Annotated in this window: 24 protein-coding genes; 7 read left to right on the forward strand and 17 right to left on the reverse strand. The window is 71.4% G+C overall.

Features of this window, described 5'->3' with window-relative positions:
- Positions 1-112: 112 nt before the first annotated feature.
- The 3 genes from ACFQ2D_RS05235 to ACFQ2D_RS05245 are packed head-to-tail and all read right to left on the reverse strand — an operon-like array spanning position 113 to position 1,765.
- Complete coding sequence (locus ACFQ2D_RS05235) at positions 113-631, reverse strand: nuclear transport factor 2 family protein (protein ID WP_280943595.1); 519 nt, start codon at positions 629-631, stop codon at positions 113-115.
- Positions 628-1,365, reverse strand: a complete 738-nt coding sequence (locus ACFQ2D_RS05240) for an SDR family oxidoreductase (RefSeq protein WP_280943594.1) — start codon at positions 1,363-1,365, stop codon at positions 628-630. Before ACFQ2D_RS05240 ends, ACFQ2D_RS05235 begins: the two co-directional genes overlap by 4 nt.
- Before the next feature lie 43 nt (positions 1,366-1,408).
- On the reverse strand, positions 1,409-1,765 hold the full coding sequence (locus tag ACFQ2D_RS05245) for an Atu4866 domain-containing protein (protein WP_280943593.1): 357 nt from the start codon (positions 1,763-1,765) through the stop codon (positions 1,409-1,411).
- Positions 1,766-1,865: 100 nt separating this feature from the next.
- On the opposite strand from ACFQ2D_RS05245, the gene ACFQ2D_RS05250 reads away from it, so the two are divergent.
- Positions 1,866-2,762 (forward strand): LysR family transcriptional regulator, encoded by an 897-nt coding sequence (locus tag ACFQ2D_RS05250; RefSeq protein ID WP_280943592.1) that lies wholly within the window; start codon positions 1,866-1,868, stop codon positions 2,760-2,762.
- A 22-nt stretch (positions 2,763-2,784) separates the two neighbouring features.
- On the opposite strand, the gene ACFQ2D_RS05255 is transcribed toward ACFQ2D_RS05250, so the two are convergent.
- Positions 2,785-3,192 carry a hypothetical protein gene (locus ACFQ2D_RS05255; RefSeq protein WP_280943591.1) on the reverse strand — a complete coding sequence of 136 codons (408 nt, stop codon included), beginning with the start codon at positions 3,190-3,192 and terminating at the stop codon, positions 2,785-2,787.
- 511 nt (positions 3,193-3,703) lie between these two features.
- Between ACFQ2D_RS05255 and ACFQ2D_RS05260 the strand changes: the two genes are divergently transcribed.
- Entirely contained in the window at positions 3,704-3,994 is a 291-nt protein-coding gene (locus tag ACFQ2D_RS05260; RefSeq protein WP_280943590.1) for an excalibur calcium-binding domain-containing protein, read from the forward strand.
- 70 nt (positions 3,995-4,064) lie between these two features.
- Here ACFQ2D_RS05260 and ACFQ2D_RS05265 read toward each other — a convergent pair whose 3' ends face one another.
- From ACFQ2D_RS05265 to ACFQ2D_RS05285, 5 genes are all read right to left on the reverse strand, one after another.
- On the reverse strand, positions 4,065-4,616 hold the full coding sequence (locus tag ACFQ2D_RS05265) for a DUF6630 family protein (RefSeq protein ID WP_280943589.1): 552 nt from the start codon (positions 4,614-4,616) through the stop codon (positions 4,065-4,067).
- Between the two features lie 74 nt (positions 4,617-4,690).
- Complete coding sequence (egtD, locus tag ACFQ2D_RS05270; protein ID WP_280943588.1) at positions 4,691-5,653, reverse strand: L-histidine N(alpha)-methyltransferase; 963 nt, start codon at positions 5,651-5,653, stop codon at positions 4,691-4,693.
- Positions 5,650-6,960: an ergothioneine biosynthesis protein EgtB gene (gene egtB / locus ACFQ2D_RS05275; RefSeq protein ID WP_280943587.1), complete on the reverse strand. Its 1,311-nt coding sequence runs from the start codon at positions 6,958-6,960 to the stop codon at positions 5,650-5,652. The genes egtD and egtB overlap by 4 nt, the downstream gene beginning before the upstream one ends.
- 75 nt (positions 6,961-7,035) lie before the next feature.
- Positions 7,036-7,503: a hypothetical protein gene (locus ACFQ2D_RS05280; RefSeq protein ID WP_280943586.1), complete on the reverse strand. Its 468-nt coding sequence runs from the start codon at positions 7,501-7,503 to the stop codon at positions 7,036-7,038.
- Positions 7,504-7,784: 281 nt separating this feature from the next.
- A complete protein-coding gene (locus tag ACFQ2D_RS05285; protein WP_280943585.1) occupies positions 7,785-11,135 on the reverse strand; it encodes an FG-GAP-like repeat-containing protein in 3,351 nt (1,116 codons plus the stop codon).
- A 108-nt stretch (positions 11,136-11,243) separates the two neighbouring features.
- On the opposite strand from ACFQ2D_RS05285, the gene ACFQ2D_RS05290 reads away from it, so the two are divergent.
- Entirely contained in the window at positions 11,244-11,372 is a 129-nt protein-coding gene (locus ACFQ2D_RS05290; protein WP_280943584.1) for a hypothetical protein, read from the forward strand.
- Positions 11,373-11,552: 180 nt separating this feature from the next.
- Here the strand turns inward: ACFQ2D_RS05290 and ACFQ2D_RS05295 are convergent, their stop codons facing one another.
- Positions 11,553-12,002, reverse strand: coding sequence for a PA2169 family four-helix-bundle protein (locus tag ACFQ2D_RS05295; protein ID WP_386795559.1), 450 nt, complete (start codon positions 12,000-12,002; stop codon positions 11,553-11,555).
- A gap of 137 nt (positions 12,003-12,139) precedes the next feature.
- Between ACFQ2D_RS05295 and ACFQ2D_RS05300 the strand changes: the two genes are divergently transcribed.
- The gene (locus ACFQ2D_RS05300) at positions 12,140-12,388 is read left to right on the forward strand and encodes a hypothetical protein (protein WP_280943583.1); all 249 of its coding nucleotides are present in this window, start codon (positions 12,140-12,142) and stop codon (positions 12,386-12,388) included.
- Positions 12,389-12,459: 71 nt separating this feature from the next.
- On the opposite strand, the gene ACFQ2D_RS05305 is transcribed toward ACFQ2D_RS05300, so the two are convergent.
- Together ACFQ2D_RS05305 and ACFQ2D_RS05310 are read right to left on the reverse strand one after the other, a co-directional pair.
- Entirely contained in the window at positions 12,460-12,687 is a 228-nt protein-coding gene (locus ACFQ2D_RS05305) for a DUF378 domain-containing protein (RefSeq protein ID WP_280943582.1), read from the reverse strand.
- Positions 12,688-12,720: 33 nt separating this feature from the next.
- Positions 12,721-13,257, reverse strand: coding sequence for a fasciclin domain-containing protein (locus ACFQ2D_RS05310; protein ID WP_386795560.1), 537 nt, complete (start codon positions 13,255-13,257; stop codon positions 12,721-12,723).
- A 97-nt stretch (positions 13,258-13,354) separates the two neighbouring features.
- Here ACFQ2D_RS05310 and ACFQ2D_RS05315 point away from each other — a divergent pair, with 97 nt between their 5' ends.
- The gene (locus tag ACFQ2D_RS05315; RefSeq protein WP_280943581.1) at positions 13,355-14,248 is read left to right on the forward strand and encodes a MerR family transcriptional regulator; all 894 of its coding nucleotides are present in this window, start codon (positions 13,355-13,357) and stop codon (positions 14,246-14,248) included.
- Positions 14,249-14,991: 743 nt separating this feature from the next.
- On the opposite strand, the gene htpG is transcribed toward ACFQ2D_RS05315, so the two are convergent.
- Positions 14,992-16,884 carry a molecular chaperone HtpG gene (gene htpG / locus ACFQ2D_RS05320; RefSeq protein ID WP_280943580.1) on the reverse strand — a complete coding sequence of 631 codons (1,893 nt, stop codon included), beginning with the start codon at positions 16,882-16,884 and terminating at the stop codon, positions 14,992-14,994.
- Positions 16,885-16,962: 78 nt separating this feature from the next.
- Complete coding sequence (locus ACFQ2D_RS05325) at positions 16,963-18,354, reverse strand: hypothetical protein (protein ID WP_280943579.1); 1,392 nt, start codon at positions 18,352-18,354, stop codon at positions 16,963-16,965.
- A gap of 74 nt (positions 18,355-18,428) precedes the next feature.
- On the opposite strand from ACFQ2D_RS05325, the gene ACFQ2D_RS05330 reads away from it, so the two are divergent.
- Positions 18,429-18,974, forward strand: coding sequence for a YdeI/OmpD-associated family protein (locus tag ACFQ2D_RS05330; RefSeq protein ID WP_280943578.1), 546 nt, complete (start codon positions 18,429-18,431; stop codon positions 18,972-18,974).
- A gap of 496 nt (positions 18,975-19,470) precedes the next feature.
- Here the strand turns inward: ACFQ2D_RS05330 and ACFQ2D_RS05335 are convergent, their stop codons facing one another.
- The 3 genes from ACFQ2D_RS05335 to ACFQ2D_RS05345 all read right to left on the reverse strand — a co-directional run bounded on the left by ACFQ2D_RS05335 (position 19,471) and on the right by ACFQ2D_RS05345 (position 22,115).
- On the reverse strand, positions 19,471-20,253 hold the full coding sequence (locus tag ACFQ2D_RS05335; protein ID WP_280943577.1) for an oxygenase MpaB family protein: 783 nt from the start codon (positions 20,251-20,253) through the stop codon (positions 19,471-19,473).
- A gap of 61 nt (positions 20,254-20,314) precedes the next feature.
- A complete protein-coding gene (locus tag ACFQ2D_RS05340; RefSeq protein ID WP_280943576.1) occupies positions 20,315-20,809 on the reverse strand; it encodes a lipocalin family protein in 495 nt (164 codons plus the stop codon).
- Between the two features lie 112 nt (positions 20,810-20,921).
- On the reverse strand, positions 20,922-22,115 hold the full coding sequence (locus ACFQ2D_RS05345; protein WP_280943575.1) for a mechanosensitive ion channel family protein: 1,194 nt from the start codon (positions 22,113-22,115) through the stop codon (positions 20,922-20,924).
- 130 nt (positions 22,116-22,245) lie between these two features.
- On the opposite strand from ACFQ2D_RS05345, the gene ACFQ2D_RS05350 reads away from it, so the two are divergent.
- Positions 22,246-23,223 carry a zinc-binding dehydrogenase gene (locus tag ACFQ2D_RS05350; protein WP_280943574.1) on the forward strand — a complete coding sequence of 326 codons (978 nt, stop codon included), beginning with the start codon at positions 22,246-22,248 and terminating at the stop codon, positions 23,221-23,223.
- The last annotated feature ends 23 nt before the right edge of the window (positions 23,224-23,246 follow it).

A 23,246-nucleotide genomic window follows, 5' to 3' on the forward strand; every position in this document is an offset into this window, starting at 1 on the left:
TGTGGCTCCGACGGGTCCGGGACAAGGGTCAGCGGCGCAGGATGCGCCTGCGCCGCCGCCCGGGGACGTGCCGATCGGCAGGGGCGGCTCCGTTGCGGACGCGGGTCCCGTGTCAGTCCTGCATGAGCCGCTGCAGGGCCCAGGTGTCGAGGAAGGCCTCGACCCGCACGATCCGGCCGTCCTCAAACACCATGTGCCAGGCGTAGGTGTTGCGGTACTCGCGGCCGTCGCGGGCGGTGGCGATACCGTCGAACACCGCCACCACCGTGTCGCCCTGCGCCACCAGCTGGCGCAGGCGCGGCACGATCGGCGTGGCCAGGCGCGCGGTGATCGGCGCCACCGCGCGCGCCAGGAAATCCTCGCGCGAGGCATAGCTGCCGGAGACCGGGCTGTTCCCGGCCACGGTCCAGGCCGCGTCCTCGCGCAGCAGCTCGAACACGCTGCCGGTCCCCGCCGCCCAGGCCGCGAACGCCGTGCGCACGCGCGCTTCGTTGGCGGTGGCGACGTGTCCGGCCGGAGACGCGGCATCCGCGTCTCCGGCCAGTGCCCCGGGCGCCGCCGCCAGCGCCGCCACGCCCAGCGCCAGCGCCGCCAGGCGACCGCGGACCCGGCCCTCCGGTGCCGCCGTCATGCCGGGCTCCGCAGGTGGCGCACCACGATGTCGGTGGTGTCCACCTCCGGCGGCTGGCCGACCGCGTGGGCGATGGCCTCGGCGATCGCCTCCGGCTCGAGCGCGATCTGGCGGAAGGTGTCGATGGCCCTGGCCGTGTCGACATGGGTGATGGTGCTGGCCAGTTCCGATTCCACCGCGCCGGGATACACGCAGGTCACGCGGACCGTGTCGCTCTCCATGCGCAGGCCCTCGGAAATCGCCCGCACCGCGTACTTGGTGGCGCAGTACACCGCCGCCGCGGGCATCACGAACAAGCCGCCGATCGAGGACACGTTGACCACTTGGCCGTGGCCCTGGCGCTCCATCACCGGCAGCACCGCGGCGATGCCGTGGAGCACGCCGCGGATGTTCACGTCGATCATCCGGTCCCACTCGTCCACCTTCAGCGCCGACAGCGGCGAGAGCGGCATCAGGCCGGCGTTGTTGACCAGCACGTCGATGCGGCCGTGCTGTCGCAGGGCATGGTCGGCGAAGGCCTGCACGTCCTCGCGCGAAGTCACGTCCAGCGCGCGCACGCTGGCGTGGCCGCCGTCGGCGGCGATCGCGGCGGCCAGCGCTTCGAGCCGGTCGGTGCGCCGGGCGCCGAGCACCACGGTGGCGCCGCGGGCCGCCAGCACGCGGGCGGTGGCCTCGCCGATGCCGCTGCTGGCGCCGGTGACCAGCACGATCTTGTCCTGGAGATTGTCGTTCATGGGTGCTTCCTTCGTTTGCTGGGGGAAAAGCGGGTGCGGCGCATCAGCGTGCGTCGCGGTTGGGCGCAGCTTCCGGCTGCCGCCGCAGCGCCATCCCGGCGTGGTGGAGCACGCCGTCGATGAACTCGCCGTAGCCGGTGAAGCCGGTGTCGTCGACGTAATCGATGCGCCGGCCGGTGACCGTGTAGCGGCCGCGATAGGCGGCCTCGCGGTGACCGCGCGCTTCGACGTAGCGGCCGTCCGGCAGCAGGGCGTGGCGCACGTAGCCGTCATCGGTCACCCACAGGCCGACGTGCGGCGGCGTGGCGCCCCGGGCGGAACCGCGGGTGGCGGACGCGCCACCGGACAGGGCGGCGGCGGCCTGGGCCGCAGGCGCATGGTGGAAGGAGGAGCGGGTCATGGCAGGGTCCATCGGTTGGGGGCCGGGGATCACGGTAGGCGCCGCCCGCTGTCCAGAGAATCCGCCAGGCGCTGAACTGCCTGGTTAGAATCGCTAACCAATGGCCATGGATCTCAACCTGCTGCGCATGTTCCTGGCCGTGGCCGAGACGGCCAGCTTCCGCGCCGCGGCCGATGCGCTGGGGGTCACCCGCTCGGCGGTCAGCCAGGGCATCCGACGGCTCGAGGACGGGCTGGGCGTGGCCCTCGTGCAGCGCTCAACGCGCAGCGTGCGGCTGACCGAGGCCGGCGCGCGGCTGCACCGGCAGGTCGTGGGTCCGCTGCGGACCGTCGCTGCGGCGCTGGAGGACGCGCCCGGCGACGGCCCGCCGCGCGGCCTGCTGCGCGTCAACGTCTCCTCCATCGCCGAGCGCTTCCTGTCCGGGGAGCTGGTCGCGCGCTTCGTCGAGGCGCATCCGGGCATCACCCTGGACGTGACCGTGAGCGACGACCCCATCGACCTGGTCGCCGGCGGCTTCGACGCCGGAGTGCGACTGGGCGAGGTGATCGAGCAGGACATGGTGGCCGTGCCGCTGACCGGCCCGCAGCGACAGGTCGCGGTGGCGGCGCCCGCCTATCTCGAGCGGAATGGCCTGCCGCGTCATCCGCGCGAACTGGTCAACCACCGCTGCATCGGCTGGCGCCCGGCGCCGGAGGTGGCGCCCTACCGCTGGGAGTTCAGCGAAGGCGGTCGCGAGTTCGAGGTGGACGTGGGCGCGCAGGTCACCACCAACGACCTGCGCCTGATGCTGCGCACCGCGCTCGCCGGCGGCGGCATCAGCTTCGGCCTGGAGGAGAACTACCGGCAATGGCTGCGCAGCGGTGAGCTGGTGGCGCTGCTGGGCGACTACCTGCCCGAGTTCGACGGCTTCTACCTGTACTACCCGAACCGGAACAACCAGCCGCCGAAGCTGCGCGCGCTGGTGGAACACGTGCGGCGCTTCCGCGCGGAGGGCTGAGCCGGCGGGGAGCCCGCGCCGGTCAACTGCCCCGTCGGCCCGTCGTCCGGCGGCGCCGTTCGGCGATGCCCGCCCAGAACACCAGCCCGTGCATCGACGCCAGGCACAACGCCAGCAGCGTCCAGCCGATGTCGAGTCCCAGGTAGACGTTGGCGACGCGGTCCAGCAGCGGCGAACCCGTGCGCCGCATCGCCAGCGAACCCTCGCCCAGCAGCCGGTGCACCACCTGGTCGGTGGACGGCGAGCGCCATTCGCCCAGCGGCAGCAGCATGCCGGCGATGCCGAGCACCAGGCAGGCCGCGACGCCCAGCGCCAGCACCCCGCCCAGCCACGGCAGCGCCTCGGCGACGCGACGCGTGCGCGGCCACAGCTGGAAGGCGCCAAGCATCCACGCCGCCACGACGGCCAGGGAGAAAAGCAGCAGGGCCATCGACGGCAACGGTCCAGTGGGAACAGGCGCCAGCTTGCCCGCGCGGAAGACGAAGCGCGATGAACGCGGCACGCGGCGCCGGACGCGATCGCGCCGGCTCGGGAAGGGGCGTGGCGCCAGGGCCTCACCGGGGATCAGGCGCCGTGGCAGATGCGGGTACGTCCCTTCCCCCGATCGCGGGGGAAGGTGCCGGAGGCGGATGGGGGTGCGCCGCAAGGCGCGGGGGGCGTCGCGACGCAGTGGCCCCCACCCCAGCCCGTCCGGCCCGGCGCGGGCGCCGGTCGTTCGGGCATCCCGCACTGCGTGCCGTGCAATCAGGACGCCCTCACCCCGCGCGCGCGGGGGAGGGAGCAGTCACGGCGCGACAGGTGGCCGCCGTATCTCCGGACCGCCGTGTCTTCGTATCTCCGGACCGGATGTACAGGACGGGGACCGGAGCGCAGGACTGGCGACTGGTGCGTTTGTTGCAGCGGCTGTTCCTCGCCAATCTCCTCGACCGTCACGGAGCCAGATGCTGAAAAAGCTGATCCTGCTGCTGGTCCTGGGCGTGGCCGAATGGAAGGGCTACCGCCATTTCAACCCGGGAGCGCCTGGCGACGCGCCACCGCCGGCCGTGGCCGCGATGGCGCCGGCTGCAGCCCCGGTCCGGCCTGTCGAGTCCGCCTATCGCTGCGATGGCCGCATCCACTGTTCGCAGATGCGTTCCTGCGACGAGGCGACGTACTTCATCCGCCACTGCCCGAACACGCAGATGGATGGCGACGGCGATGGCGTCCCCTGCGAGCGGCAGTGGTGCGGCTGACGCGGCGGCGCCCGAGCACCGCCAGGGATCGCAGTTGCCACGGTCAAGCGGCGGGCACAGCCCCGCGGCGCTACATTCCCACGGGCCGCGCGTCGAAGCCCAGCGCAGGCGCGATGATCCGCACGCCCTCGTCGTCGCTGGCCAGCGACATCCAGCCGGCGTGCGCGTCGGTGCCGGTGTCCCAGGTCCACAGGGTGTAGCCCTCCAGGCGCAGCTGGTCCTGTGCGGTTTCCAGCAGTCCGGTGGCGCTCACGCGCGTCAGGAACTCGTCGTCGGTGGGATCTTCCACGCCCCAGTCGATGTCCACGTTGAAGCGTGCGGCCAGCTCGACCAGGCACTCGAGCAGGGCGCCGGTATCGGATTCGTCGATGTGGAAACCGGACTTCCAGTCGGTCACCTCGCGCAGCAGCTGCGGCAGGTCGAGGTCGTCGACGTCGCCGCCGCCCAGCGCTTCCTGGAAGGCCGTGAACTGCTGCAGGGCCGCGTCCTCGTCGCCGGGGTTGATGATCAGCAGCAGCTGCCAGACCAGGACTTCGGTGCTGGCCTCGTCGTCGATCTCGGCACGCTCGGCGTCGCCCCGGTAGTTGTCGTCGGGGTCGAACTCGTGGTCGGGAGGCGTCATCGCGTAGGCGTCCTGGGTCGATCGGGCGAGCCGCGCGCGGCCCGGGGAGCGAATGCTAGGGCCAGCGGCGCCGGTCACGCCACCCGCAGCAGGCGCAGGCCGAACCAGTCGCGCGCGTCGTTCCAGCCGTCCACCACGCGCAGTCCCGCGTCCGCCGCGAGCGCGGCGATGCGCGCGTCGGTGTACTTCTGGCTCTGCTCCACCTGCATCGGTTCGCCCGCGGCGAAATGGAAGCGGCGGCCCTGCACGGTGACGTCCTGCTCGCGCAGGCTCTCCAGCGTGGTGACGATTCGGCCTTCTTCCTCCACGTAGCGTGCGCGGTGGGCGAACCCGGCGAGGTCGAAGTCGCTGCCGACGTCGCGGTTGAGGCGGCGCAGCAGGTTGAGCGTGAACTCGGCGGTGACCCCGGCGGCGTCGTTGTAGGCGGCTTCGAGGATGGCCGGATCCTTCTCCAGGTCCAGGCCGAGCAGGGCGGCGCCGTCCTCGCCCATGGTGGCGCGCATCGCGGCCAGCAGGCGCACGGACTCGTCGCGGGTGAAGTTGCCCAGGGTGGAGCCGGGAAAGAACACCAGGGCCGACGCCGCGGGCCGCGAGGGCGCCGGCAGCGGCACCGGACGGGTGAAGTCGGCGAGCACCGGCAGCACTTCCACCTCGCCGAACTCGCGGTCCAGCCGGCCGGCGCTGTCGGTCAGCGCGCTGCGCGAGATGTCGATGGGCGTGTAGGCCACCGGATCCTCCAGCGCCTCCAGCAGCAGCCGCGTCTTGCGGCCGCTGCCGCTGCCCGGCTCCACCACGTGCGCGCGCGGACCCACCGCCGCGCCGATCTCGCCGCCGCGTTCGGCCAGCAGGGCCAGCTCGATGCGGGTGAGGTAATACTCCGGCTGCCGGGTGATCGCCTCGAACAGCTCCGAGCCGCGCCGGTCGTAGAAGTACTTGGACGGCAGCCGCTTCGGGCTGGACGCCAGGCCGCGCAGCACGTCGCCGGCGATGTCGTCGGTGCTGGGATGCAGGTCGGTCAGCTCGGGGGCGGTGCTCAATCGAAGTCCTTTGCCAGGCGCAGGCCCGAGAACTGCCAGCGCGCGTGCGGCGGGAAGAAATTGCGGTAGCTGGCGCGCACATGGCCGCGCGGGGTGGCGCAGCTGCCGCCGCGCAGGACCAGCTGGCCGCTCATGAACTTGCCGTTGTACTCGCCGAGCGTGCCGGCCAGGGGGCGGAATCCCGGATACGCGCCGTAGGCGCTGCTGGTCCATTCCCAGGTGTCGCCGAACATGCCCTGCGGCGCGCCGTCGTGCGAGGCCGTCCGCGCGGCATGCGGATGCAGCGGTGCCTCGTCGTCGGCGAAGTTGCCGTCGAGTGTGCAGGACGCGGCCGCCGCTTCCCATTCGATTTCGGTGGGCAGGCGCGCGCCGGCCCAGCGCGCGAACGCATCCGCCTCGTAGTGGCTCAGGTGGCAGACCGGCGCGCGCGGATCGCGCGGCTGCCAGCCCGCCAGGGTGAACTCGCGCTCCCCGTCCTCATGCCAGTACAGCGGTCGTTGCCAGCCTTCGCGCTGCACCAGGTCCCAGCCGTCGCTGAGCCAGAGGGTGGGCGAGCGGTAGCCCCCGTCGGCGACGAAGGCGGCATAGGCCGCGTTGTCCACGGGGCGCCGGGCGATGGCATGCGCGGCCAGCAGGGCGCGATGCCGTGGAGTCTCGTTGTCGTAGGCGAAGTCCGCGCCTGCGTCCGGCCAGCGCGGCGCGCCGATCTCCACGATCGCCTCGTCGCACGCCAGCCAGGCCGGTCCAGCGTCCACCGCCGACACCACCGGCTCGGCGCGCGGCAGGTCGTGGCGATAGGCCGGTGCGAGCGGATTGCACCACAGCGCATGCTTGATGTCGGTCAGCAGCAGCTCCTGGTGCTGCTGCTCGTGGTGCACGCCCAGCACCAGCGTCTCGAGGCGCGCCTGGTCGACGCAGGCGGCGTCGAGCATGCGCAGCACGCGCGCGTCGATGTCCTCGCGCCAGGCCAGCACTTCGGCGAGCGTGGGTCGCGAGAGCACTCCACGCCGCGCGCGCGGATGCCGATCGCCGGCGCCGACGTAGTAGCTGTTGAACAGCACGTCCCAGCCGTCGGGAATGGCGTCGGCGTCGTCGAGCACGAAGCGCGCGAAGAACCAGGTGGTGTGCGCCAGATGCCACTTGGCCGGGCTGGCGTCGGGCATGGACTGCAGCTGTGCGTCTTCCGCGCTGAGCGGCGCGGCCAGCCGGCGGGAGCGCGACCGCACGCTGGCGAACCACTCGCGCACTTTGCCGCCCGTCGCGGGGTCGGGCGCCGGTGTCGCGCGGCTGGCCTGGGGGCTGGACATGGCGCGAGCCTAGCACCGGGCCGTGCAAATGCCGGTCGACAACCGGCATCCCGTCCGACGCCATGCAGGCGCCGCTCAGCCGGCGGGCTCGAGCACGATCGGGCGGGTCACGGTGAGCTTGTTGGACGTGTAGAGGATGGCGATCTCCGAGAAGATCACCTGGCCGCCGCTGTCGGGCGCGACGAACAGCACGATCTCGTTGTCCTCTTCGCGCAGCACCCCTGGCGCGATCACCTCGTGCCAGGACTGGGCGCCGCCCTCGCCGCCCTGGAACTGGAACTCGGCCGAACCGTTGACGCGGACCGAGAAGCGCGAGCCGGCCAGGTACCGGGTGCGGAACAGCAGCACCGCCGGCAGGCTGCGGATCACGCCCGGAGCGTCGAGCTGCTGCAGGTGCAGGTCGCCGTGCGGGTGCTGGTCGCTGGGGATCAGGAAGCCGCCGTCCGAGCCGGGCACCACGAGGAAGCGGGCGACGTTCGGCTCCTCGAAGGTGGGCAGCGTGGGCAGCGGGCGGGTCTGGAGGTGGGGCCGGGTGGTATGCATGGGCGAACTCCTGCTGGCGCGCGTGTCCACGCGGCGCCCGGTGCCCCTGCACAGCCAACAACGCGCCGCCCGCGCGTTCGCGGCCAGATCGACCGAGGCACCGTTTCCGGGCCGGTCGCTGCATGAACTCATTGTCCGCAGCCAGAGCGAGACGACCCCGGACTGGCCGGGGTCGTCTCGACACTCCTCGCGGCCGACGCAGTTCGACTGCCCCCCTCAGCGCCTTCATGCGACCGCGATACCCCCGTCTCTGCCGGGGACGCCGCCGCGCGCAGCCATCGTCAGGGAACGACGCGCCACTTCATGTCCGACACGCCCGTGATCTTCATCTGGGCGCCGTAGTTGCCACCACGCCACACGGTGTTGGCGCCGGTCGAACGATTGCGCCAGGCGATGTCGGCCACGCCATCGCCGTCGTAGTCGCCGACCGTGGCGACCTGCCAGTCCAGGCTGGTCACCGCAGTCAGCGAGCGAGTGTTGGCGTACTCGCCCGAATGCCACACGGCATTGGAACCACGGCGCTCGTGTCGCCACAGCACGTCGTCACGGCGGTCGCCATCGAAGTCGCCGACGCCCACGATCTTCCATGCCACGTCGGTGACGCCCACCATGCGCTGCTGGTTGCGGTAATCGCCCTGCCGCCAGATGGTGTTGGCGCCGGTGCGGCCGTTGCGCCACAGGATGTCGGAGCGGCCGTCCCCGTCGAAGTCGCCCACGCCGGCGATCTGCCAGTTGATGTCGGTCACGCCGGTGACGGCCACCTGCGCGCGGTAGTCGCCGCCCCGCCAGATGAGGTTCGCGCCCGTGCGATGGTTGCGCCACAGCAGGTCGGCTTGGCCGTCGCCGTCGAAATCGCCGACCCCGGCTACTTTCCAATGGGCACTGGCGACCGTATCCACGCGCAGCTGCGTGGCGTACTCGCCGCCGCGCCAGATGGTGTTGCGGCCGTCGCGTGCATGACGCCAGAAGAGGTCGGCCTTGCCATCGCGGTCGAAATCTCCGGCGCCCACGATCTGCCAGCCGGTGTCCTTGACCGTCACCAGGTTGCGGATCGCGCTGTACAGCGCGCCATTCCAGAGCGCCGCGCGCCCGCTGCCGCTGTGATGCCAGGCCAGGTCCGAACGCCCGTCCCCGTTGAAGTCGTGCCGCGCCGCGCGCTTGTCGTCGTCCGCGATCCACACCGCCCCGGGGGTCGGCATGTGCGCGCCACCGGTGATATTCCGGGCGACGATCCGGAAGTACTCGTCGGGCTCGGGCAGGTCGTCGCCGAGGACCACGACGCTGGTGCCCAGGCTGTTGTTGCCCTCCGAAATGGTCAGTGAGGGGCTTTCGCGCAGGTAGTCGGTTCCCGTTGCCGTCCCGTCTTCGGTGAGCAGGTCGAAGGACACGCCACCGGCCGGCGCGAAATCGGTGAGCATGATCCACAGCTGGACGGTCCTCGAGGTGCCGGCCGCGCCTTCGACCACGCGCTGATGCGCAATGGACAGGGTCGGCAGCTTCGCCAGTACCACATCCTGGACGGTGTCGCCGTGGATGAACGTCTCTACGCGCTGGCGGACGTAGGGAGCGGGCGGATCATGGGCATCGACGCCGACGCCCACGCCCCGGCGCACCTTCACCGAATACTCGTAGTTCGGCGGGTTGGCGGTCTGGCCACGGCCGTAGTCGTCCCCGAGCGCGTTCCAGAAGATGAGGTTGATCGGTGCGGTGGGCGTGGCCTGGCCCGCGGGCCAGCGGATCCGGCCGGTGAGGCGGGCGGCGCGTTCCACGGGCAGGTCGTAGCGGGTGTCGCGATTCACCGTGCCGACCGTGGCGACGGCACTCAGCCACGGCGTACTTTCCTCCATGTAGGCCTCGAGGCGGACCATGGCACCCCGCGCCACGTTGAATTCGTACTGGTAGGCGGGTGCGGAGACCAGTAGCGAGTGCCATTCGGACTCGCCCTCGAACGTCGGTTGCGCGTAGACGTACAGCCGGTCGGGCCCCTTCTCGCCCTCCGGGAAGACCAGCGCGCCACTGACCTTCACTCGCGGATCGTCGTCCTTGATCAGGCCCGCCGCCTCGCTGTCGAACACCGTCATGCCACTGACGTTGGCCAGCTGCACGCGGATCGTCTCGTCCCCCTCGACCAGGGTGTCGGGCAGCACCTCCACCTGGAAGGTCCACTCGCGCTCACCCGCGGGAATGACCTGGCCGGTGACCGACTTGGCCACGTAGTCCGTGCCCGCCGTTGCGGTGCCGCCATTGACCGTGGCGATATCGAAGCGGACGCCGCCGGCGGGCGCCGGTGTGGACAGGCGGACGGGGAAGTTGAGCGTGGCCACGCCGGTATAGGGTTCGACGACCTTGGCATCCAGGACCGAGATGGTGTTGGGCGGATCCCGGAAGCGCGAGATGGTCTCGACCATCAGGTTCATGCTGCGCACGTTGTCCGACTTGTTGGCCACGCCGCAGGCGACGCCCAGGCACAGGGTATTGCCAGGCGCGGAAAAGAAGCCCAGCTGCGACTGCCCCGCCTGCGAATAGGCCATGACCGTAGCGAAGGCCGGCGAAGTGCTCTGGCGGTACCCGAACGAGAACTCGAACGCGCCGTAGCTGAGCTCGCCGTTCTCCGTCGCGGTGTCGCGATCGTGGTGCGAGCCGAGGTTGTGGCCTAGTTCGTGGGCCATCGTGTAGGCCCCGCACGCGCTGACGCTGTAGCCGAACTCGGCGGAGGTGTTGGTGCCGCCGAGGCCGCCGCCGTTGAGATAGGCGATGCCGCAGTTGGTGTCACCCGCGGCAAACGGACGCAGAAGCGCGACAAGGTCGGCGCCGTGCGAATCGCGCTGGTCGTAGATGTCGAGGCCGTCTTTCAGCTGGTTGTTGCGGAGGTCGTTCAGCACGATCTGGTTGTGAACGTCGCCCGGATAGTCGGTCTCCAACAGCCCGACCAGCTTGTAGCGGGCGTTGACGCCGCTGTCGATCAGCGCCTGGTTGCTGACCTCCAGGCTGTTGACGAACTCGGTTTCGGCGGCCGACGCGCTGCCGCGCTGCTGGGCGAGGTTGGTGGTGTACACGCCCAGCACCGTGATCTCGCTGATCGCCTTGTCCGCCGAGGCCACCATGCCCGACCAGCTGGAGGCAGGTGACGCGACGGCCGCGCCAGCCGACTTGCCGGGCGCAGCGCCGACGGCGCCTGCGGCGAGCGCGGCCTGCGGGTTGGCCCTTGCCGGCACGACGACGTCGGGGAACGGCGCTTCCGGATCAACGCCGGGCGGGATCATGCCCGGATCGGGCTCGATGTAAGCCTGGCCATCGCGGGTCTTGATCTGGAGGACCCGGCCCTCCGGCGTGGGCAGCACGCCGAACACGCCGTCGCGGCCGTAGGTCAGGACCGCCGCGAGGTCGCCCACCGGCGATGCCACGCGACCGATCCAGGTCATGTTCCCGCGCGGCCCCTGGCTGATCCGGTCGAACACCACCGGGTAGCGCGTACCGTCGGGCAGGACGACCTCCATCTGGCCATCGGTCGTGGCACGCATGGCGGCGGCGCGGTTCATGCGGATCGGTGCGGGATAGGGGTCGCCCTGCCGCTGGGCAGCCGGTTCCAGCGCGAACATCTGCTGCCCGTGGTTGGCGTAGGCGTAGGCCACTGCCAGCTCGCGAGGCGCTGCATGCGCAGGCGCTGCCTGCGCGGCAACGCTTGTCGACGCCCCGTTCCCGGTCGCGCCTGTCCGGGCGGTCGCGGCATCCTCCGGCGCATGCCCACATCCGACGACGGCCAGGGTCGCCAGCGCGCCTACCGCGAGGACGCCGGCAACGTGCCGACGCACTCCCCCATGCTGTCGCTGCAGGCGACGGGCAGAATGTTCCATGGTGTCTCCCCCTGAGTCCCGGCTGGAGTCTACTGGCGGCCGATCACGCTCGGCAATGCAGCCCGGCCATGGCCGGGGCTTCTCGGCGGGGTGCAGTGCAGGGGCGCTCCTGGGGCTGCCGCGCCGGGTGCCCGGCCGGATGCCACGGGCAGAAAAAAGCCCTGGCGATGCCAGGGCTTTGGTAAGCGGTCGCGGTCAGCCCGCTTTTTTCAACGCCATCTTGCGGCTGCGCATGATGTCGTGGCACTCGATCACGCGCGGCAGGTACTTCTGCGCGGCGGCGCGGGCCTGCGGCGGGGTGTCGGCGTCGTCGACGGTGTCCTTGAACGCGTCGAGCAGGCGATCCTCGAGCTCTTCGAGTTCGGCGACGTAGGCATAGTCGGTATCGCCCATGGCGGCGCGCGCCTTGGCATACACCTGGCGCACCGAGCCCACCATCGTGCCGTGGTCGGCCGGGTCGCCGCCGGCGGCCGCGACGTCCGCGGTCAGGCCGGAAACGATGTCGCGCTTGTGGCCGGCCATCTTCTGGAACAGCGCGGCGAGTTCGGGGTTGCCGACCTTGCCGGCGGCCTCGGTGTAGAAATCGCTGCCGTCGCGCGCGATCTCGATGAGGTCGTTGAGGGTGTGCTGGATTTTCTTGTCCATGTGCAGGGTCTCCTGAATACGTGGGCACCACTGTCGGCAATCGGCGATGAAGCCAACGTCGACCCTGGCATCGAAAATGAACGCATGCGTGTTCCGGTTCACGTGCGGCGCGACGCCGCGATGGCAGGCTCGCGCCCATGGCCCGCCACGTTTCCGCGATGACGCCGTACCGCGCCGGCGAAGACGATTCCGGAATCGTCGCCTACGCCTGCGGGCCGCGCTGGATCGACATCCGTTTCCGCCACGGCGGCACCTACCGTTACGACGACCGGCATCCCGGCGCGCTGCACGTGATGGAAATGCAGCGGCTGGCCGAGGCTGGCGACGGACTCAACACCTATATCAACCAGCACGTGCGCGACGACTACGCGGCGCGCCTCGACTGATCCCGCCGACGAGCGTCCAAAAAAAAGGCCGCCGCCCGCCCGGAGGCGGAGCGGCGGCCCGCGCCACGCACTCAGTGGTGGGCCTGGGCACGCACCTCGCCGGCGCTCGCGGCCTTGGTCAGCGGGAGGATCTGCCAAAGCGCGGAGAGACCGACCAGCACGTACACCAGTCGCGCCAGCGGCGCATCCTGGCCGCCGAACAGCGCCGCGACGAGGTCGAACTGCATGGCGCCGACCAGGCCCCAGTTGATGCCGCCGATGATCACCAGCAGCAGGGTCACGATGTTGATTGCCTTCATGGGATGTTGCTCCGGGGGATGGGGGACGGGAGATCAGCTGCCCGGGACTAGGACCTTGTCGATCACGTGGATCACGCCGTTGCTGGCGTTGACGTCGGCCTGGAGCACGCGCGCGCCCTGCACGGTGACCGCGCCGCCGGTGGCGGCGATGTCGAGGCCGGCGCCGTTGACGGTGGTGGCTTCGTCCATGCCCGCGACCTTCGCGGCCGGGTGGCGGCCGGGGACCACGTGGTAGGTCAGCACGGCGACCAGCTGGTCGCGGTTCTCCGGCTTGAGCAGGTTGTCGACCGTGCCGGCGGGCAGGGCGGCGAAGGCCGCGTCGGTCGGCGCGAACACCGTGAACGGGCCGTCGCCCTTGAGCGTGTCGACCAGGCCGGCGGCCTTGAGCGCGGCGGCCAGGGTATTGAACTGGCCGGCCGCGACCGCGGTGTCGACGATGTCGGACTGGGCCTGGCTGGCCGGCGCCGCGGCGGTGCCCGGGGCGGCGAGGGCCAGCGGCGCGGCGAGGCCCAGCGACAGGGCCAGCAGCAAGGGGCGGATGCGGGAGGATTTGTGCGTGGCGGACTGCATGGCGAACTCCGGTATTGGGTGACGGGGCCAGTCTTGCCGCCGCACCGTTAGTCGCCCGTACAAGTCGTGCATGTACGAAAGTTGTACATTCCCCGGCATGTTCCCGGTCAAGGCAGCCGCCGAGCTGAGCGGCCTCACCCCCGAAACCCTGCGCGCCTGGGAGCGGCGCCACGACGCCGTGGTGCCGCACCGCGATGCCAAGGGCCGGCGGCTGTACGACAGCGCGATGGTCGAGCGGCTGGCGCGCCTGCACCGGCTGACCGCGCGCGGCCATCCGATCCGCGACCTTGCGCGGCTCGACGATGCCGCCCTGGAGCGTCTCGCGGACGAGGCCCGCAGCGCCGGCTACGGCGGGGTCGAGGCCTTGCCCGAGCGCATGCTCGACGCGGTGGCCGACTATCGCGTGGACGAGTTCGACCGCGACCTGTCGGTGGCGATCGCAACGTTGCCGGTGCCCATCCTGGTCAACCGGGTGGTGATGCCGCTGCTGCGCGAGGTGGGCGTGCGCTGGGCCGACGGGCGCCTGGCGATCGCGCAGGAGCGACTGGTGAGCAGCCTGCTGCGCGCGCGCCTGCTGTCGATCCTCAACCAGCACCCGCGCGAGCAGCGGCCGCGGATCCTGTTCGCCACCCTGCCGGGCGAGCCGCACGAGCTCGGCCTGCTCGGTGCTGCGCTGCAGGCGCACGAGGCCGGTGCGCCGGTGCTCTACCTCGGGACGGAGCTGCCGGCGGTGGAGCTGCTGCGCGTGGTCGAACGGCTCGAGGCCTCGGCCGTGGCGCTGAGTTCGATCGACCCCGGACAGGCCCGCGCCGCGCTGGAGCAGCTGCACCTGCTGGATGCGGGCCTGCCTGGAGACGTCCCGGTGTGGCTGGGCGGCGCGAACGCGCGCTACCTGGTCGAGGCGCTGGGCGTCGAACGGATACGGCTGGTGACCGATCCGGCGACGCTGGCGCGGCTGGTGCGCAGGCGTGCGGGGAGGGGGCGACGCTAGCGGGATCGGCGGCATGCGACCGGGCGCAGGGCGCGATCAAGGCCGTGGCGACCGGAGGCCCCCACCCCAACCCTCCCCCGCAGGCGGGGGAGGGAGTACGCCCCCACCAGCGCTGAAGCCGACCCCGCAGCGCTGAGTCCACGGCGCAGCGTGGAAGCCGACGGCGCGACGGTGGTCGACGGCACGACGATGGAAGCCGATGACGCGGCGGTGGACGAGTGGAACCGGTCCAGTCCCGGAGCCGCGCAACCGCTCCTCCCTCCGCCTGGCGGGGGCAGGCTGGGAGGGGGTGGCTCAGCTCGCCGCGTCCCTGTTCCCACCCCGCAGCCAGTCCACCCGCTGGCGCACGCGTTCGGCTCCTCCCTCCGCGCAGCGGGGAGGACTGGGAGGGGGGCGGCTCAGCTCACCCTGCCTCTGTTCCCATCCTCGCAGCCGGTTCACCCGCTGCCGCACGCCGTTGCCCCACCCGTTCGGTACCTCCCTCCGCGCAGCGGGGAGAGGCTGGGAAGGGGGTGGCTCAGTACGTCGCGCCCTGTTCCCACTCCGCGGCCAGTCCACCCGCCGCCGCACGCTTTCGGCACCTCCCTCCGCGCAGCGGGAGGCTGGGAGGGGGGCTCAGTTCGCCGCGCCCCTGTTCCCACTCCGCAGCCCGTCCACCCGCCGCCCGAGCGCGTTCGGCACCTCCCTCCGCGCAGCGGGGGGAGGCAGGAAGGGGGCTCAGTTCGCCGCGCCCCTGTTCCCCATCACGCCAGCAACCGGTTCACCCGCTGCACGAACGCGGCCGGGTCGGCCAGCGGCGCACCTGCCGCCAGCTGCGCCTGTTCCAGCAGCAGCTGCGCCAGGTCCCCCGCGCGTGCGTCGTCGTGCTCGCCCAGCAGCTTTCGCGCCAGCGCATGCTGCGGGTTGATTTCCAGCGTCGGCTTCTGCTCCGGAACGTCCTGCCCGGCTTCGCGGAGCAGGTGCGCCAGATGCGGCGCCATCTCCCATTCCGACAGCGCCAGGCACGAAGGCGAATCGGTCAGCCGCGCCGACACGCGCACCGCTTCCACCCGGTCGCCCAGCAACGAGCTGATCCGCTCCAGCAGCGGCGCGGCGGCCTGCGCCGCTTCCTCCTGCTGCTGCTTCTCGGCCTCGTCCAGCGGCAGCTCGCCCTTGGCCACGTGCTTGAGCGGCTTGCCGGCGTACTCGCGCAGGTGCCCGAGCATCCATTCGTCGATGCGGTCGGACATCAGCAGCACTTCGATGTCCTTGGCGCGGAAGCGCTCCAGCTGCGGGCTGCCCGCCGCGGCGCGGTAGCCGTCCGCGGTGACGTACCAGATCGCGTCCTGGCCCGCGGCCATGCGGGCGATGTAATCGTCCAGCGACACAGTGCGCGCATCGCCCTCGCCCTTCGTCGAGGCGAAGCGCAGCAGTTTCGCGATCCGCTCGCGGTTGCCCGGATCCTCGACGATGCCCTCCTTGAGCGTGTTGCCGAAGGCCTTGATGAAGGCGGCGAACTTCTCCGGCTCGTCGCGCGAGAGCTTCTCGACCAGGTCCAGCACGCGCTTGACGCAGGCGCCCCTGATGCGCTCGAGCTGGCGGTTCTGCTGCAGGATCTCGCGGCTGACGTTGAGCGGGAGGTCGTCGGCGTCGACCACGCCGCGCACGAAGCGCAGGTAGTTGGGCAGCAGCTCCTCGGCCGCGTCCATGATGAAGACGCGCTTGATGTAGAGCTTCAGGCCCTTGCGCTCGTCGCGCCCGCCCATCATCAGGTCGAACGGCGGCTGCGAGGGGATGTACAGCAGGGTGGTGAAGCTCTGGCTGCCCTCGACCCGGTTGTGCGACCAGGCCGCGGCGTCGTTGAAGTCGTGGCCGAGCGACTTGTAGAAGTTCTGGTACTCCTCGTCCGTGATCTCCGACTTGGGCCGCGTCCACAGCGCCGAGGCGTCGTTGGCGGTTTCCCACCCGGGTGCGGGATCGGCCTTGGCCTCATCCTCCTCGCCAGCCGGCGGCGCCTCCTTCGGCATGCGGATCGGGAAGGCGACGTGGTCGGAGTACTTGCGCACCAGCGCGCGCAGCTTCCAGCCGTCGAGGAACTCGTCCTCGCCTTCCTTCAGGTGCAGGACCACGGTGGTGCCGCGCGCCTCCAGCGTGGCCGGCTCGAGCGTGTACTCGCCGCGGCCGTCGCTTTCCCAGCGCACGCCGGCGTCGGCCGGATCGCCGGCGCGGCGGGTGAGCACGGTGACCCGGTCGGCAACCACGAAGGCCGAATAGAAACCCACGCCGAACTGCCCGATCAGGCGCGCATCGGCCTTCTGTTCGCTGCCCAGCGCTTCCAGGAAGCGGCGGGTGCCGGAGCTGGCGATGCTGCCGATGTTGGCCACCACCTCCTCGCGCGACATGCCAATGCCGGTGTCGCGGATGGTGATCGTGCGCGCGTCCTTGTCCCAGCTCACGTCGATGCGCAGTTCGGCCTCGCCGGCCAGCAGGTCGGGCTGGGCGATCGACTCGAAGCGCAGCTTGTCGCAGGCGTCCGAGGCGTTGGAGATCAGCTCGCGCAGGAAGATCTCCTTGTGCGAGTACAGCGAATGCGTCACCAGGTGCAGGACCTGGGCCACTTCGGCTTCGAACTTGCGGGTCTCGGGGGTCGCGGTCATGGGCGGATTCCGTGCAGGGACTGTGCAGCGGCCGGATATGCGTACGCCCGCGGGTATTTCAAGCGTGGTTCCGGCGCCTCAGGGTGCGCCGGCCGCGGCCTGGTCCACCCCCGGCGTGAACCAGAACGGGATCCTGTATTCGCGACGGCGCAGCGGGCCGCTTTCGCCGCCTTCCGCATTCCATTCCAGATGCAGCCGGTGCAGGCCGGGGCGCAGGCCGGAGACTTCGATGTAGCCGAGCAGGCCGCGCATGCCGAGGTCGCGCCGTTCGGTCGCGATGAACTCGTCCAGCACCACCGGCACACCGTCCAGGGTTACCGACCACATGGACGCCAGGCAGGCCTGACCGGCGCTCGCGGCCTCGGCGCCGGGCGCCTCGTTGCGGCCGCGGTGCAGGCCGGCGCAGCGCTCGCGGGCGAGCGGGTTGTCGCGCTGCGGCCGGTGCGGAATGAACAGGCGCAGGTGGGTGTCGGACACGCGGTCGGCCGGGATCATCGGATAGAACGCCATCCGGTCGCCGTCGCCGCGCAGCGACTCGTAGTGCGCGCCCAGCATGCCGTGGTCCACCGCCTCGGCGGTCAGCACCTCGTAGCTGTCGAACAGCGACAGCCGCGCCGAGTCCATGATCAGCACCACGCTCGAGGCCATGGCCAGCACGAACACGGCGATGTAGACCACCATGAACCCGCGGCCGGGCAGGTTGCTCTGCAGGGTGAACTGCACCGCCGAGATCAGGCGCTGCGGGAAGATCCAGCCCAGCACGCGCAGCAGGCGCTCGGTCAGGCGGCGCAGCCGTCGGGCCGGCCGGCCGGCGGCTTCGCGCCTGGCGACGATGCGGTCGAGCAGCACTGGCATCATGCCGACCGCGAGGAACAGGACGTATCCCACGCCGATGGCGATGGAGGTGGCGCGTTCGCGCTCCTCGAACAGTCCGCCGACCAGGCCGCAGAGCAGCAGCCCCAGGCTGGCCTGCAGGCCGACCCAGACCAGCAGCAGCGCAACCAGCGTCGTCATCGCGAACAGGATCGAGGCGGCGCGGTCGACGCGGTCGATGGTCTGGCCGAGGTCGCCGACCTGGCGCTGGTACCAGGGCCGGGTGACGCTGCCCATCATCGGCACGCGATCCCAGCGGATGCCCTCCGGGAAGGTCGATTTCAGGCCGATCAGGCCCACCCAGTAGGCGCGGATGGCGAGATGGGCCAGGAAGGCGAACCCCAACGCATAGCCCAGCCCCACGCCCACCTGGAAGCCGAAGCGCAGGGCAAGGTCGAGCGCGCCGTCGACGTGGATGCTGGCACGCACCCAGGCGTCGAACACGCGCGCGGGCAGGGTGAGCAGGGCGAAGGCGAACAGGCCCGAGACCAGCAGTTCGAGCTCGTCGGTGCGCTCGCGAAGACGCTCGAAGGCGATGCGGCTGGCCGGCGCTGCGGCGCTGTCCTGCGCCCCGGGCGCGGAGTCCGGTTGGTCCATCGATCTCCCCCTTGGGTGGACGCAGTCTAGCGGCCGTCCGCCAAGGCTGCAGTCGCAGCTGCTAGGCTGCGGAGATGGCCCGTTCCCCGCTTCTCCGCTGCAAGGCCCGGCTGCTGCGCCCCGCCGCACCGGCGGATGCGGACTGGAGCTTCCTCCTGCTGCCCGCCGCGACCAGTGCCCGCCTGCCATCCCGCGGCATGGTGAGCGTGGAAGGCCGTTTCGCCGGCCAGCCCTTCCAGGCCACGCTGTCGCCCGACGGAAAAGGCGGCCACTGGCTGCGGGTGGAAGCCGCCCTGCGCGAGGCGGCGGGCGTGGCGGTCGGCGACACCGTCGCGCTCGCGTTCGCGCCGATGGCGGAGGAGCCGGAGCCGACGCTGCCGCCGGACCTGGCCGCGGCGCTCGAAGCGCATCCGGCCGCCCGCCACACCTGGGATGACATCACCGCGGTCGCGCGCCGCGACTGGATCCACTGGATCGGCTCGGGCAAGCGGGCCGACACCCGGGTCAAGCGCATCGACACCGCCTGCGACATGCTCGCCTCCGGCAAGCGGCGCGCCTGCTGCTTCGACCGTTCGGGCATGTACAGCAAGTCCGTGTCTGCGCCGGTGGCTGCGAAGTAGCGGCAGCCGGCTGCTCGCGCGTCGTCGCAAGGCGTCGTCGCCGTTGACTCCTTCGGCCTGCTTCGACCGCCTTTTGGTCATCCTGAGCTGGGCCGCGCACCGTCATTGGGACCGAACCGGCCCGTCATTCCCGCGAAAGCGGACTCCCGGCAGAATCGCCGCATCCGTCCGTCATTTCCGCGAAGGCGGGAATCCAGAAGCTTCTCCCGGTCCAGACATCCATGGATTCCCGCTTCGCGGGATTGACGAAGCACGAGCCGTCAGCTGCGCCAGGCTGCTGGATCCCCGCTTTCGCCGGGGCCGACGGCGCATGAGGCCGGCCGCGCCGGGTCCTGTTGGATCTACCGTTTGCGCGGCGACGATGCACTGGCATCCGCCGCGCTGGATCTACTGGATCCCGCGTTCGCGGGCATGACGGCTCAAAAGACGTGCCGCTGCAGGATCCCGCTGGATTCCGCTATCGCCGGGATGACGCCCACACCCGGAGATCCCACACTCAGCCCAGCTTGCGCAGCTGCCCGAGGTAGTACGCCGACGGCCAGTGGCGCAGCGCGCGTGGCGTGGCCCAGTACAGGCGCGGCGCCCAGGGGCGGAAGCGCTGCCAGCGGCGCTCGTCGCGTTCGCTCCATGCAAATCCGAACAGCTCGCGCAGCCGCGGCGGCAGCAGGCCGCGGGTGACGAAGCGCTGCAGGGGCATGGCCGGGCGCAGGTACCAGGGGGCGTGGCGCGCGTCGAGCACGGCATGCATGTAGTCGCGCACCTGCGCATCGACGCTCAGTCGCTCCAGCTGCGTCGACCACCAGCGCTCGAATGCGTCCACGTCGGGCGGCCACTGCTCGTCGCCCACCTGCAGCGTGCGGCCGAAGGCCCAGGCCTCGCGGTACATCGCCTCGCGGTCGGCCGGCGCCACCGGCCCGGCGAACAGCGCGTGCACGTCCAGCGCGCCGCGGTAGAGCGTGGCCGCCACCCATAGCTGCAGGTCGCGGTCGAAGGCGCTGTAACCATCGCCGCGCACCGGGCGGTGCGCGGCGTTCACGTGCGCGGCGATGCGGGCGCGGTCGGCGTCCGTGCCGAGGGTCACCGCGTAGACGTAGGCCATCGTGGCGCGCAGTCGATCGAGTGGTCGCTGCAGGGTGCGGCTGTGCTCGGCCACGCCGCGGCCGACGCCCGGCATCGCCATCTGCCAGGCGACGGTCGCGCCAGCGCCAAAGTAGATGTACGCCTCGCGGTTGACATCGGCGAGCGAATGCGCGCGCCGGGACGGGACGGAAAGGGGCATGCGCTGACCGTGCAGCGGTCTGGCCGAAGGCGCGCGGCGCCGGATGCGCCGCGCGAACCGGTCAGGCGGTGGGCTGGCCGGTATGCGGGGTGTGGATCAGCGGGCCGAGGTCGAAGCCCTGCTGGCGCGCGATCGCCAGGTAATGGTTGCGCGTGACCTCGTCGAGCGTGGTCTCGCGCGCCAGCAGCCACAGGTACTTGCGGTCCGGGCTGCCGACCAGGGCGACGGTGTAGGCCGGATCGAGCGCGATGATCCAGTAGTCGCCCTTGGTGAAGGGAATCCAGCGCAGGCCTTCGGGCAGGAAGGTCACTTCCAGCTTGCTGGCGGTCTCGTCCACCGCGGTCGCGCGGCCCACCGACTCGTCGACCTCGCCCTTGCGGCGCATGCGGTTGCGGACCTCGACCGAGCCATCGGCCTCGAGCGTGTAGGTGGCGGAGATGTCGGTGCCGTCCTCCGGCTCATGGCGCATCGGCAGGCGCGCGATCTCGTACCAGGTGCCCATGTAGCGGGCGATGTCGACCTGGCTGACGGTGGAGAGTTCGGAATGATCGGACATGCTGAAGATCCTTGCAGGAGGGCGGGAAGTCGCTTCCAGATATAGGGTGCGCCCGGTGAACCCGCCGTCGCGGATGGCGCGTTGGAACAGTGCGTGCGCTCCGTGGTCCTGCTCACTCGCGCGCGGGCGGGGGCGCTTCGGCATCCGGCGGCTGGACCGGTTGCGCCTGCGACGCGGCCAGGTCGCCCATCCCGTCCTCCGCACCGGGCGAGACGGTGTCGGCGTGCCCTGGTGCCGGCACGGCCACTGCCGACGGGGCCGGCGACGCATCGCGCGACAGGTCCGCGCGCAGTCGCGGCAGCGCCTGCGGGTGGCAGCGGTTGAGATAGTCGACCATGCGCTCGCGCACCACGCAGCGCAGGTCGAACAGCTCGCCCGAGTTGCGTGCGCTCACCAGCAGGCGCACCTGGATGGTCTGCTCGCTGGTTTCGGTGACCTGGGCGATGCACACGCGCCCGTCCCAGCGCGGATCCTCCTCGCAGATCCGCTGCAGTTCCGCGCGCACCTCCGCCATCGGCGTGCGGTAGTCGAGCCACAGGAACGCGGTCCCCAGCAGCTGCGCGCTGGTGCGGGTCCAGTTCTGGAACGGGTTCTCGATGAACCACTGCAGCGGCACCACCAGCCGCCGCTCGTCCCAGACGCGGACCACCACGTAGGTGCTGGTGATCTCCTCGATGCGTCCCCACTCGCCGTCCACGATCACCACGTCGTCGAGCCGGATCGGCTGCGCCAGCGCGATCTGCAGGCCGGCGATGAGGTTGCCGAACACGGGCTTGGCGGCGATGCCGGCGACCAGGCCGATGATGCCGGCCGAGGCGAGCAGGGTGGCGCCGATCTGGCGGATCGCCGGGAAGGTCATCAGCGCCAGCGCCACGCCGACCAGGATGATCGCGCCCTGGACCACCCGCGCGATCACCCGGGTCTGGGTCTGGACCCGGCGCGCGGCCAGGTTGTCCTCGATGTCGACCGGATGCTCGCGCAGGATCCGCGCCTGCAGCGCGCCCACTGCGCGCACCGCCAGCCACACCACGCACAGCAGCACGCCGATCCCCAGCCAGTGCTGCAGCTGGGCGACCGCGCCCGGCGGCAGCGGCGTGGCGCGCACCGCCAGCGCAAGAAACAGCAGCGGCAGGCCGAGCGCGGCCGGCACCGCGATCACGCGGATCACGCGCGCGGACAGGTGCGCGTCTGCATGGGCGCGCGCGCGGCGTGCGACCGCCAGCAGCGCCTGGCGCACGAGCAGTCCCAGCAGCAGGGCCGCCAGCAGCGGCCACGCGGCGGCGATGGCCTGATGCCAGTCGGTCATTGCCAGAGATCCGTCGACGGGGAGACGTGGACCGTTGCACGCACGGCGTGCACGCTGTGTCGATTCATGGAACTCGCGTCGCGCCGCGCGCTGCGCTAGCGTGGCGTTCCGAGCGGACCAGGAGCCTTGAATGCGCAGCGCGATCCACGAACGTTTCGGCGAGCCGGCCGAGGTACTGGCGCCCGGCGAAAGCGCGGTGCCGGAGCCCGGCAGGGGCGAAGTGCGCGTGCGCATGCGCCTGGCGCCGATCCACAACCACGACCTGTTCACCGTGCGCGGGCAGTACGGCTGGAAGCCGACGCTGCCGGCGATCGGCGGCAGCGAGGGCTGCGGCGTCATCGATGCGGTCGGCGAGGGCGTGGAAGGTTTCGCGCCGGGCCAGCGCGTGACCGCCGCGTCCGGACGGGGCACCTGGGCCGAATACTTCGTCGCGGACGCCCGCATGCTGGTGCCGGTGCCCGACGCCATGCCCGACGAACTGGCCGCGCAGCTGGTGGCGATGCCGCTCAGCGCGCTGATGCTGCTCGATACCCTGGCGGTGGAGCCTGGCCAGTGGATCGTGCAGAACGCCGCCAACGGTGCGGTCGGCAAGACCCTGGCGATGCTGGCCGCCGCGCGCGGCGTGCGCGTGCTCAGCCTGGTGCGGCGCGAGCAGGGCGTGGCCGAGCTGGCGGCGCTGGGCGTGGAGGACGTGCTGTGCACGCAGGCCGAAGGCTGGCGCGATGAGGCACGCCAGCGGCTGGGCAAGGAAGCTGCACGCGCCGCGGTGGATTCGGTCGGCGGCAGCGCCAGCGCCGACCTCTGCGCCCTGCTCGGCAACGGCGGCGTGCTGGTCTCGTTCGGCGCGATGGGCGGCGAGCCCATGCACGTGCCGCCCGGGGACGTGATCTTCCGCGACGTGCAGGTGCGCGGGTTCTGGGGCAGCAGGACCAGCCGCGAGATGGCGGCCGAGCGCAAGCGCGCGCTGTTCGCCGAACTGATCCAGCGCGCGCTCGACGGACAGCTGCGGCTGCCCGTCGATGCCATCTACGACCTCGAACAGGTGGCGGAGGCCGCCGCGGCGAGCCTGCGCCCGGGACGCGGCGGCAAGGTGCTGCTGCGCGGCTGACCGCGGTCGCGCGCCGCGGCCGC

Source organism: Luteimonas composti (assembly GCF_042678665.1).
Classification (GTDB): domain Bacteria; phylum Pseudomonadota; class Gammaproteobacteria; order Xanthomonadales; family Xanthomonadaceae; genus Luteimonas; species Luteimonas composti.

Coding starts and splice junctions, on each gene's coding strand:
- htpG (WP_280943580.1), bottom strand. CDS start 16,884: ATGACCGCGACCCCCGAGACCCGCAAGTTCGAAGCCGAAGTGGCCCAG.
- ACFQ2D_RS05310 (WP_386795560.1), bottom strand. CDS start 13,257: ATGCAGTCCGCCACGCACAAATCCTCCCGCATCCGCCCCTTGCTGCTG.
- egtB (WP_280943587.1), bottom strand. CDS start 6,960: ATGTCCAGCCCCCAGGCCAGCCGCGCGACACCGGCGCCCGACCCCGCG.
- ACFQ2D_RS05290 (WP_280943584.1), top strand. CDS start 11,244: ATGCCCACATCCGACGACGGCCAGGGTCGCCAGCGCGCCTACCGCGAG.
- ACFQ2D_RS05325 (WP_280943579.1), bottom strand. CDS start 18,354: ATGGACCAACCGGACTCCGCGCCCGGGGCGCAGGACAGCGCCGCAGCG.
- ACFQ2D_RS05235 (WP_280943595.1), bottom strand. CDS start 631: ATGACGGCGGCACCGGAGGGCCGGGTCCGCGGTCGCCTGGCGGCGCTG.
- ACFQ2D_RS05330 (WP_280943578.1), top strand. CDS start 18,429: ATGGCCCGTTCCCCGCTTCTCCGCTGCAAGGCCCGGCTGCTGCGCCCC.
- ACFQ2D_RS05245 (WP_280943593.1), bottom strand. CDS start 1,765: ATGACCCGCTCCTCCTTCCACCATGCGCCTGCGGCCCAGGCCGCCGCC.
- ACFQ2D_RS05240 (WP_280943594.1), bottom strand. CDS start 1,365: ATGAACGACAATCTCCAGGACAAGATCGTGCTGGTCACCGGCGCCAGC.
- ACFQ2D_RS05335 (WP_280943577.1), bottom strand. CDS start 20,253: ATGCCCCTTTCCGTCCCGTCCCGGCGCGCGCATTCGCTCGCCGATGTC.
- ACFQ2D_RS05280 (WP_280943586.1), bottom strand. CDS start 7,503: ATGCATACCACCCGGCCCCACCTCCAGACCCGCCCGCTGCCCACGCTG.
- ACFQ2D_RS05250 (WP_280943592.1), top strand. CDS start 1,866: ATGGCCATGGATCTCAACCTGCTGCGCATGTTCCTGGCCGTGGCCGAG.
- ACFQ2D_RS05300 (WP_280943583.1), top strand. CDS start 12,140: ATGGCCCGCCACGTTTCCGCGATGACGCCGTACCGCGCCGGCGAAGAC.
- ACFQ2D_RS05265 (WP_280943589.1), bottom strand. CDS start 4,616: ATGACGCCTCCCGACCACGAGTTCGACCCCGACGACAACTACCGGGGC.
- ACFQ2D_RS05350 (WP_280943574.1), top strand. CDS start 22,246: ATGCGCAGCGCGATCCACGAACGTTTCGGCGAGCCGGCCGAGGTACTG.
- ACFQ2D_RS05340 (WP_280943576.1), bottom strand. CDS start 20,809: ATGTCCGATCATTCCGAACTCTCCACCGTCAGCCAGGTCGACATCGCC.
- ACFQ2D_RS05260 (WP_280943590.1), top strand. CDS start 3,704: ATGCTGAAAAAGCTGATCCTGCTGCTGGTCCTGGGCGTGGCCGAATGG.
- ACFQ2D_RS05305 (WP_280943582.1), bottom strand. CDS start 12,687: ATGAAGGCAATCAACATCGTGACCCTGCTGCTGGTGATCATCGGCGGC.
- ACFQ2D_RS05255 (WP_280943591.1), bottom strand. CDS start 3,192: ATGGCCCTGCTGCTTTTCTCCCTGGCCGTCGTGGCGGCGTGGATGCTT.
- ACFQ2D_RS05345 (WP_280943575.1), bottom strand. CDS start 22,115: ATGACCGACTGGCATCAGGCCATCGCCGCCGCGTGGCCGCTGCTGGCG.
- ACFQ2D_RS05315 (WP_280943581.1), top strand. CDS start 13,355: ATGTTCCCGGTCAAGGCAGCCGCCGAGCTGAGCGGCCTCACCCCCGAA.
- ACFQ2D_RS05295 (WP_386795559.1), bottom strand. CDS start 12,002: ATGGACAAGAAAATCCAGCACACCCTCAACGACCTCATCGAGATCGCG.